The sequence below is a fragment of the Oleiphilus sp. HI0132 genome (assembly GCF_001635845.1).
Genome location: NZ_LWGJ01001038.1, coordinates 1 through 9,558, shown reverse-complemented (window position 1 = coordinate 9,558; position 9,558 = coordinate 1). Strand labels below are relative to the sequence as shown.

Annotated in this window: 11 protein-coding genes; 5 read left to right on the top strand and 6 right to left on the bottom strand. The window is 45.8% G+C overall.

Annotated elements, in window-relative coordinates; genetic code table 11:
• The first annotated feature begins 129 nt into the window (after window positions 1-129).
• Window positions 130-594, top strand: coding sequence for a hypothetical protein (locus A3766_RS12410; RefSeq protein ID WP_068509521.1), 465 nt, complete (start codon window positions 130-132; stop codon window positions 592-594).
• Between the two features lie 163 nt (window positions 595-757).
• Here A3766_RS12410 and A3766_RS12405 read toward each other — a convergent pair whose 3' ends face one another.
• The gene (locus A3766_RS12405) at window positions 758-1,096 is read right to left on the bottom strand and encodes a hypothetical protein (protein WP_068509411.1); all 339 of its coding nucleotides are present in this window, start codon (window positions 1,094-1,096) and stop codon (window positions 758-760) included.
• Window positions 1,086-1,628 (bottom strand): hypothetical protein, encoded by a 543-nt coding sequence (locus A3766_RS12400; RefSeq protein ID WP_068509524.1) that lies wholly within the window; start codon window positions 1,626-1,628, stop codon window positions 1,086-1,088. Before A3766_RS12400 ends, A3766_RS12405 begins: the two co-directional genes overlap by 11 nt.
• Window positions 1,629-1,941: 313 nt before the next feature.
• Here A3766_RS12400 and csrA point away from each other — a divergent pair, with 313 nt between their 5' ends.
• Both csrA and A3766_RS12390 read left to right on the top strand, forming a co-directional pair.
• A complete protein-coding gene (csrA, locus tag A3766_RS12395) occupies window positions 1,942-2,127 on the top strand; it encodes a carbon storage regulator CsrA (protein ID WP_068509545.1) in 186 nt (61 codons plus the stop codon).
• Entirely contained in the window at window positions 2,128-2,445 is a 318-nt protein-coding gene (locus A3766_RS12390; RefSeq protein ID WP_068509526.1) for a hypothetical protein, read from the top strand.
• Window positions 2,446-2,479: 34 nt separating this feature from the next.
• On the opposite strand, the gene A3766_RS12385 is transcribed toward A3766_RS12390, so the two are convergent.
• Both A3766_RS12385 and A3766_RS12380 read right to left on the bottom strand, forming a co-directional pair.
• A complete protein-coding gene (locus tag A3766_RS12385) occupies window positions 2,480-2,956 on the bottom strand; it encodes a hypothetical protein (RefSeq protein WP_068509529.1) in 477 nt (158 codons plus the stop codon).
• Window positions 2,949-3,869 (bottom strand): hypothetical protein, encoded by a 921-nt coding sequence (locus A3766_RS12380; protein WP_068509532.1) that lies wholly within the window; start codon window positions 3,867-3,869, stop codon window positions 2,949-2,951. The genes A3766_RS12385 and A3766_RS12380 overlap by 8 nt, the downstream gene beginning before the upstream one ends.
• A 189-nt stretch (window positions 3,870-4,058) precedes the next feature.
• Here A3766_RS12380 and A3766_RS12375 point away from each other — a divergent pair, with 189 nt between their 5' ends.
• Both A3766_RS12375 and A3766_RS12370 read left to right on the top strand, forming a co-directional pair.
• Complete coding sequence (locus A3766_RS12375; protein WP_231872186.1) at window positions 4,059-4,835, top strand: TolC family protein; 777 nt, start codon at window positions 4,059-4,061, stop codon at window positions 4,833-4,835.
• Window positions 4,832-6,427, top strand: a complete 1,596-nt coding sequence (locus A3766_RS12370; RefSeq protein WP_068509535.1) for an efflux RND transporter periplasmic adaptor subunit — start codon at window positions 4,832-4,834, stop codon at window positions 6,425-6,427. Before A3766_RS12375 ends, A3766_RS12370 begins: the two co-directional genes overlap by 4 nt.
• Window positions 6,428-7,055: 628 nt before the next feature.
• On the opposite strand, the gene A3766_RS12365 is transcribed toward A3766_RS12370, so the two are convergent.
• Both A3766_RS12365 and A3766_RS12360 read right to left on the bottom strand, forming a co-directional pair.
• Window positions 7,056-7,613 carry a hypothetical protein gene (locus tag A3766_RS12365; RefSeq protein ID WP_197479554.1) on the bottom strand — a complete coding sequence of 186 codons (558 nt, stop codon included), beginning with the start codon at window positions 7,611-7,613 and terminating at the stop codon, window positions 7,056-7,058.
• A gap of 56 nt (window positions 7,614-7,669) precedes the next feature.
• Window positions 7,670-9,558: FAD-dependent oxidoreductase (locus A3766_RS12360; RefSeq protein WP_068642280.1), on the bottom strand; the 1,889-nt coding region annotated here is incomplete at its 5' end.

Sequence of the window (9,558 nt, the reverse complement as noted above, 5' to 3'; positions counted from 1 at the left end):
ATTGGAAAACGATGAATAGTGTGAAACTAAAACGGAAAAGCGGAAAAATTAGAAAACACTATATCTTCCGTCGCCGGCCACAGCGATCGATACTAGATGTTGTGTTTTTAACAGAAAAGGATGTTTGTAATGTTTCCTGTAAATAAGAAGCGAATGCACCGACTTGATCGTGAAGGTGCATTTAAAAGAAAGCCTGTGAACAATACTAATGCGAACATCGATATTGATGTTGTAGGTATCATCGGGACTTTACTTAGGGAGTCTCCCTTTTTGTTTATAGGTTTGGGGGCATTAAGCTTTCTTAAGAATAATACCGACATTAATTTTACAATCGTTCTTGTATCTTCGATTTTACTTGGTGTTTGCTCGCGCTTCGTCATGTCAGCTTTGGTTATAAAGGCTGACGCCTCATCAAATATATCTTATAGGATAATTCTAATTGTGTTGTTGGGGGGCATACCATTTTTAATGCTTTATTTGCTGCTTACTACCATTTTCTCGGTGAATAGTACGATTGGGCTTTCCGTGGTTATAGGAGTGACGCTTTTCTTGTCAGCTATTATCAGCTCTTCCATTTTTGATGAGCTGAGTTAATAAAAATGAGTACATGTTAGAAAAAAACTTAAACGCAAAACGGAATAGGAAGAATTTAGTTGAAGTTTATTAAAGAGGTATGTTCTGGCTGTTGGTGCCAAGCTGTATACGAGAATAATGGTCGTGAAACCCATCACGCTCATCTATCTAAGCTTCATTCTCTTTACAGTTTGGAAAAGAAGTCTTTAACATAATCTAGATAGTTTTTTGCAGTCTCTTCCCTTGTTATGTCCGGTGAGGGCGCGTTGTGTTCATGGCACACCTCACCATGCCGTTCAATCACCCTTTCGAAGTGAATTCGAGCAAGTCTCTTTTCAAGATCAGTAAAACCGCTAGCTTTACGAAGAAATTCAGTCCAAATATAAGTGACATGGTCTAAGGATTCATCTTTAGAAATAGCCCCTTTATTCTCATTGGTACTCGTAAAAAACTCACGGCCACTCTCTATCCATCTAAGATAGTTTTTAGAATGTGACAGCATACAATGATTATCAGGCTGCATTTTTTTTCCTATCTAAAATCTCTTCAAATATTTCATCTGAGTTGCAATCACAGTCTATACGAAACAGCTTGTACTCTTTAAACAAAATTTTCTCTTGAGCACTTAATGAAAAGTCGGATCCTACCTGGATCGTGGGAACGCTACGCAGGCTAGAGCGATAAAAGCCATACTCATTGATATAGCACAGACTTGGTTCATCACGATCTGGGCGTGTGGCATCAAGAATGACACGTCTTGGTTGCTTGGCTAACACTGCTGAAGATCTTTTCTCATAGAATTTATGAAGAAAAAATAGAAAGCTGGTAAGACCTGGGTGGAAGCTTCCAGCACCCGTTAATAGCGTATTTGATACTCGATCATATAAAAGATCTGTAGCAGTAAATGATTTAATACTGTCTATCGCTTCGTGTAATGGAGTAACAACTAATGTGTTCCCCATATTCTGAATAGATGTGAAGTATTCATTCACCAGTTTGGTGCTGAATTCGGCATATTCTCCATCCATGTATTCGGTCAACAACTCCCAGTTCATTGACTCACTCCTATTGTTATATTGGTGTTGCATTGGTTGCGGATCATACAGGAAAAAACAAGAAAATAGTGTGCAATCTAGTGCATTTCAGGTCAATTTATGTGCTTCTGATACCTTCTAAGAACATACTGTAGATTCCTGGAAGTCCAAGATATTCTCTATGGTTTATTTGGCAATCCAGTCAGCACTTCCCTCAGTATAAGCAATTTGATTTCAATAAATGTGTCATAGACATTTGCTGGAACACAACAATGACGTTAATCTGCGTGGGCCAATTAAGGCAAAAGGAATTTTGTATAAAGGAGACATAATCATGTTAATACTTACAAGGCGTGTAGGTGAAACATTAATGATCGGTGACGATGTTACCGTCACAGTTTTAGGTGTGAAGGGAAATCAGGTTCGTATCGGCGTGAATGCACCAAAGGATGTATCAGTGCATCGACAAGAAATCTATCTACGGATACAGAATGAAAAAGAAACTAAGGAAGGTAATTAAGTGAGATTTTGCGAACAAAGCCAACAAACTTTATTCAAGTGGAGTGCCGTGCTTGAAGCAATGGCTGAAGCAGAGCGTTCAGAAGAATTGGGTAAGGCTTCAGAGATAAGTTCTATAGCATCAAAAGGTGAAGATATCTTATCCAGCTATCTGGTTGTGATAGTGAATACCTTCCATCAATTTGTAGTCGGTAATCCGATGATTGAACCTCAGATTAAAGAAGACATAGATCTGGTTTTGAATGAAATTAAACAAAACTATGAAATCGAAGAGCAAGAGTTCGGAATTCGACTCACCGCCAAAAATACCCTTCACTAATCAGTGAACAAAAGCGTAGGGTAGCCTTGCAACCCTACGCTTTATCATCAATTAAATACAAAGCAGAAACACCTTTCAGTGCAGCGAGCACACAGTCACTACCTAACTCAATATCACTTCCAGTGATAAGTTGGCTCAAAGCCAGTTGCGACATATTAAAGCTCTTACCAATAGGAACTGGAATCTGGAATAAATTTCCAGCACCAGCGGTCCCTCGGTAATAAACTTTTCCTTTTTGTCGTTCCAGGAAGATACCTTTGTCCTGTCGTTTGAACTGGGCTTTAGGCAGATACCCAAGCAGCACAGATGCATAAATGGGTAACTCATCTTCTGAAAGCTGAATGGAGATCTTCTTGTTCCATTCTGGACGCTGATTAGTTACCGGGCACAGCTCCAGACTAATCGTATCCGAAACGGGAACGCCGTCCTTGTGTCTTTTCGTCGCTTCTACCTGTAAGGCAGCAGAACTAGCAAAGCAGGTAATTTTCTTTCCGAACTTATTCTCAGACATAGCGATATAAATGCAGCTCTTCAATTAAAGGTTCATCGTCTATCCCAGACAACTGAGCAAGCCTTGGCGATGGGCTTCCTGTCTCATCAGGATTATCCCGCCATACAAATCGTGGCAGATCTTCTCCAGGAACAATAACAACACCAGAAATCGTACAGGGTTTACGCACAAGTTCTCCATCTACCTCAAAAGCATAATTAGCTCGTAATTGGTTGTTCTTAAGCATTACCTTTTCAGCTAACATCTCATTAGGATGGCAGGCGGCCAGTTTCTTTTTATTGATATCCAAAGCATCAGTATTTCCCTCGAAGTACTCTTCCACCATGCCTAGCGCTTTTTCCAAGGAATGCTTTTTTATGCGAGTGTGCGTAGTGGCCCATGTCCAGCTAAAGGTTTTGAGGTTTTCAGGCATTATCCTTGTTTGCAAATAACACCGCTTCAAATCCAGCTCGTTAATACCAACCGTTTTCATAGCCTTTTCTAGGGCAGGGGTGCGGAAACCCGACTGTGAAGACTCCTTATTCAACAAACCTCTAATTTGAGAGGTAGGAGTCTTAGCTGTTGCTGCAAATTTCTTTATTGCAGCAACACTCTCTTTGAACTTGAGTTTACTTTCATTCAGCACCGTAACGGCACTAATGGTTTCTTCTGAAGCACACACCAATCCAGCATCGATAGACTCCTTTGCTCGATGTAGCAAGCCAATTGAACTGATAGCCGCCAGTCTGGCTTCGACTGAGAGCTTATCTTGAGCTGTATGACCGTACTTTGGGATATAGACGTGATAGTGATCCTGGTCAGCTAACAACCACTGCTGAGCTTGAGAGCGGCTTTCAACAACATCTTGAAATGCAGTATGCAAATCACTGGTTAGTTCACTCGGTATTTGGGGTCCTAGGGATTTTGCCTCCATATATTGCAAAAACCTCTGAAGCCCCCGTCTGCCGTGGCTTGTAGAGGGGTATCAACTTTCATTTCTAGGTGGGGTCCTAGGGATTTTGCCTCCAAAGCCAGTTATTCCTCCGCGCTGGGGCGTGCCCGACAGCAGGATATTATCCGGGCAAAACTGGAACTCACCCGGCTGGATGATCGGCTGACTGCGTTGCGACAACAACTGGATTCTGCCCAGCAGCGGCTCTCCGAGTGGATTGGCGGTCAAGCCAGTCTGCCGTTGGCGCGGACCTTATCCAGTAAATTGGGTGATGAGCCAACCCCAGGCATGGGTCAGACGCACAATGATCGCTGGCTCTATGAACAGATCAATCGGCATCCCCTGTTATTGGCCTTTGACCAACGTATCGAGGCTATGCAGACCGGGGTTGAATTGGCCCAGCAAAAGTATAAGCCCGAGTGGGGGCTCACCGCCCAGTACGGCTATCGGGACGATGACCCCATGGGCCGGGATCGCGCCGATCTGTTCTCGGTCGGCGTCACATTTGATCTGCCGCTTTTCACGGGCAATCGACAGGATAAAGATGTTAGCGCCGCTACCTCCCGAGCTGAGGCACTGCGAACAGACAAGCTACTGATGGCGCGAAAGTTAATGGCGGAGCTGGACACGACCATTGTGCAAATCCAGCGCCTGAATGAGCGCCGCACACTCTATGACCAGCAGCTACTGCCGCAAATGGCGGAGCAGGCCGAAGCTGCCCTGACTGCCTATAACAACGATGACGGCGACTTTGCTGAAGCGGTGCGTGCCCGCATCGCCGAGCTGAACGCCAAAATCGATTTCCTGACCATCAAGGTCGATCGGCTAAAAATCCTTGCCGAACTGAACTATCTCTTACCGACAAACCGCTCAGTGCTGTTACCGCAGAGCCACGCAAAGCAGTCCCCTGCAACACACGGTAACCGCACGGAAGGAAAGAACCCATGAAGATTCAACTGAATAAACCATTCTTTATAACGGTTGCATTGCTGATTGCGACGGCAACCCTGGCCCACTATTCAGCCTATTGGCGCATGCAAGACACGGGAGAGGGCGGTAAGGCGACAGCCAAAAAAGAACCGCTCTATTGGGTCGCGCCGATGGACCCCAATTACAAACGCGACAAGCCCGGAAAATCTCCGATGGGGATGGATCTGATTCCGGTGTATGAAGAAGCCGGCGGTGATGAGGAGATTGGCACAGTCACCATATCGCCGGATGTGGTCAATAACCTTGGCGTACGCACGGCACCCGTTACCCGCGGCCAGATGGACGTTTCCGTCAATACCGTGGGTTATGTGCAATACGATGAAGATCGCTTGATACATATTCATCCGCGGGTAGAGGGCTGGGTTGAAAAACTCTACGTCAAAGCTTCTGGCGATCCGGTGCAGAAGGGTGCATCTCTCTATGCGCTTTACTCACCGACCCTGGTTAATGCACAGGAGGAATTACTCTTGGCACTAAAACGCAATAACGCCACGCTGATTGAAGCCGCCAAGGAGCGCCTGGCATCCCTGCAGGTGCCAAAATCAGAAATCAACCGCCTGAGGAAATCCGGCAAGGTGAGCCAGACCATCACCGTTACAGCGCCGCAATCGGGTGTGCTGGATAACCTCATGGCGCGCGAAGGCATGTTTGTAAAACCCGGCATGGAAATCATGGCCATCGGTCAGCTGGAACATATTTGGGTGATTGGTGAAGTCTTTGAGCGACAGGCTTCCCTGGTGCAGGTCGGCGATCAGGTCCAGATGCAGTTGGGTTATTCGCCAGGGCGAGAGTGGCAGGGCCAGGTTGATTATGTCTACCCGAGCCTTAACACCAAGACTCGCACCGCACAGATACGAGTACATTTTCACAATCCCGATGGTTATCTGAAGCCGGGCATGTTTGCGCAGATGCGCATTGAGACGGCACCGATGGACGATACTCTGTTGATTCCCCGTCAGGCGCTGATCCGTACCGGCAGTCAATCCCGTGTTGTGCTGGCCAAGGGCGAAGGCCGTTTTAAATCCGTTGCTGTACAGGTTGGGAATATCAACGATGAGCAGGCGGAAATCATATTGGGACTTGATGAGGGCGACCGCATTGTGACGTCAGCACAATTCCTGATTGATTCCGAGTCCAGCAAAACCTCGGACTTTCGGCGCATGAATCATGGTTCGGATGATAAGGCTGAGACTATGGCTCCCACATCGGTCTGGGTCGGCGCACGTCTTAAAAGCCTGATGCCCGAACACCGGATGTTGACGCTGGCGCATGATGCCATTGATGACTGGCAATGGCCGGCCATGACCATGAATTTTACCGCCGCAAAAAATGTAGACCTTCAAGGTTTACAGTCTGATATGACTCTTCACGTAGAAATTACAAGAGAGGGCGACAACAACTATGTGATCAGCCAGATCCATCGACCCGACACCGTTACGGATGACATGCCGATGGCCGATGGTGAGTCTTCTATTAGTCATGACGTTTTGGAAATGGATCACAACCAACATCAATCCATGACTCATGATGCAGCAGTACTTGAGCTTTGATTTATAACGATTTTTTTAGCCCCGAAGAGAAAAGCTACACCATAAGTTACACTTTACTATTAGATTGGATTAAACCTTATTGGATCATGTCTTTACACCAACCAATTATCTCGACAACCAAACCAATTATGGCTGCAACCAAATGAGGACTAAAAGTATCTATCACGGTGCTTGTACCCATATCAAATTTTTATCTCATGCGTTATGAGACTTTCAACCCGAAACCGGATCCAAGGCAACACCGTAAAAAGTCCCACACATGAATTTCACCTGAGATCAACACCCAGATATTGATGTTGCGAGGCCAATATTTGTTCTTTTAGGAAACTATTACTCAGAAGACGAAGAAAGGGCCTTATCAGCCCCCCTTTTATGTAATTAATTCTTCTAGATAGCCCCCACAGCTTGAATTCGCTAGACAGAGCTCATGCATTAAAAGAATGTCCTCTACGCCCCCATGACCGCCTCAGCATCAAATCTACTATCACCCGCCCCCGAAAGAACCAATAAAATTTAGTGAAATAGAAGGTCCAATTCTTGCTCAACAGCTCATTAAAGTAGCCATACAACAATAATAGCTCGGAAATGTTTATGAAACGCCGGGCAGTCCAGAACATTAATTTTGGGATTATTTTTGATTTTCAATAAACTCTCTTAAAACCTTAGCCCCCTCTGACCAGCCTCTCTCTACTGCCACCTGTGAGGCTTTAAGCTGAGCTTTTTCTTGCGCAAGTACATAGCTGAAGAACTTACTGTGCTCTGCTGGGGAAACTTGATTTAATACGGTAAGCTTTTCCACGTATGGTTGAATGATAGATACAAGCATACCTGCTGTAACAGGCAGAACAGAGGAGATATACCCGGTTAACTTTCCACGAGTACGAGTAAACAGATTGGGCTGGTATTCAAAGTTAAGTTTCTTTTCCATATTCTCATAGAGGCTTTTGTTCAACACCTCCAACCGATAATACGCTTGATAAAACTCCCCCATTGGAGAACCCTCTCGGTTTTTTGCGATGATTTGAGTTGAAAGATAAGCAAATACACGATTGTTGTATTCGATTTTTAGTAGTTTTCGATAAATTTCTTCGTTGTCTCTGTCATTATTAATGTCACTTGCACTCACTACGTCCGATATCAATAGAGCACATAGATACGCTAAAATCGGGTACATTTTCATATTCATTTCCTATCCACATTACGCTGGTTTGTTAGGATGGTGCTACCAATGGTTTTTCTTGCCTATTTAAGTGCACGGAGGGCTTCAATGATGGCGTTCCTTTCGTTGGGGTCTTTTATCCCCCCAAAGCCCATAGTGGTACCAGGCACTGTTCCGGCGGGGTCTTCCAAGAAACGATCCAGATTGGCTTCGTTCCAAGTGAGATTGCTCTCAGATAAACCCGACGAGTAGTTAAAATTGCTAGCCGAAGCGGCGGGTTGTCCGTATTTACCTCTAAGATTGGGACCAACACTTGCTTTTCCGGATGCGTCTGTACTGTGACACACGGTGCATTGATTAAGGGTTGTGTCTATGTGAGCGCCGGCTGCCATTTTTTCTGTTTTATAAATTGGGGTCGTGCGTGCGTTTAGTAGACGAGCCACTTTTTGGCCAACTTGGTTACCCGTCGCAATAGCGCCGTCGATAAATCCGCGCCAGCCTAAGTCAATATCGCCACCGGCAAAATATATTCGCCCTTGGGGTTCGCGTAATGCAGTAATCGAATTCGTCAATTGACCTTTTTTCAGAACGCACCAAGTACCCTTTGAGTAAGGGTCCAGGTGCCAGTCATAGTGTAGGGTATCCACCACATCAACATCCGGTAGAAAGCGGCGCAATAATTTTTGGACTTGCGCGTGGTTGTTGGGGTCAATTTGTGACGGATCAGTGGAAAAAGCCACGAGATTAGTGCCTTCGTTAGGGCTGGCCATGGTCATAATGGTGCTTATAGGGTCTTGCTCCGAGGCCAACATTAAGATGGGCTTTATATTCTGTCGGATGCGAATGTAGAACTTCATTCCAGAGCCGGCATGACCTTCCTCGGACGCTCTCACCTTTTGTGATAGTAGCGCAGGCGAAAATTGAATCTTGGATAGTACGTTCATGGGGACTGCGCTAATCGTGGACCGGCAGGTAAATGTTTTGCCTGTGCTGGTGATTATTTTTACGTGATCCCCAAGATCATGAACTTCCTTCACTGGCGTACCCAATTCCACGTCAGGGCGACCATCATCCAGCATGGCATTGATTAAACTTTGCGTACCATGTTTAAAGCTATAGCGAGAGACGCTATCACTGTAACGAGTGATATCACTGCCAACGAGAGACCACCATCGTTGCATTTCTACGTAGCTAGCTTGATCAAAGTCTCCATGAACGGAAGCGCCCAAGAGTCCTTCGATGATGGGTGAGAAAGAAGGAGAGAGGTCCATCTGATTAAGGCGATCGCGAACCGATAGAGTGTCGGCGCCTTGCCAATTATCTGTACTAAAAGGATCATAGGGCAATGGAAAGGAGTGAGCGGCACCATCATGAAATTGGTGCATTTGCTCATTGGCAATGGCAAAGCCTTGATAGGTGACCATAGGTGGCGATGGTTCACCTTCTGGTGCCCCATTCCCACAGGCAGCCATCCTAATCAGTGGTGCGATGCCGCTCATGCCAGCATCCCGCGCCTCATCACCATCCCACCACAGTAAGTCGGGAATCGTGCTTGGAGTAGAATCCACTAATTGCAAGTCGTAGCGATTAATTTCAGCGAAAACATTAGGTTGCGTGGAGTGCACCCAGGCGCCACCGAGCTCAAACAACTTACCATCACGCTTTACGGTAAAGGTACGCCCACCAAGGCGATTACGAGCTTCTAATATTAGTACTGATAGCCCAGCTTGCCTGAGCTCACGGGCAGCGGTAACCCCGGCAAAGCCACCACCAATAACAATGACATCATAGTCATACTTGTCGATTTCTCTATCCGTGGAATCTTTGCTAGCTGTAGCATTGACGCTATTCCCCCCGGCAGTTAGGGCGACTGCGCCGAGAGCCCCCAACCCATTTTTTAGGATGCTGCGTCGGTTCAGGCCTTGCCTAGTTGTCTTATAACGTTTCTTACCCACAGTGAACACCTCTTTTA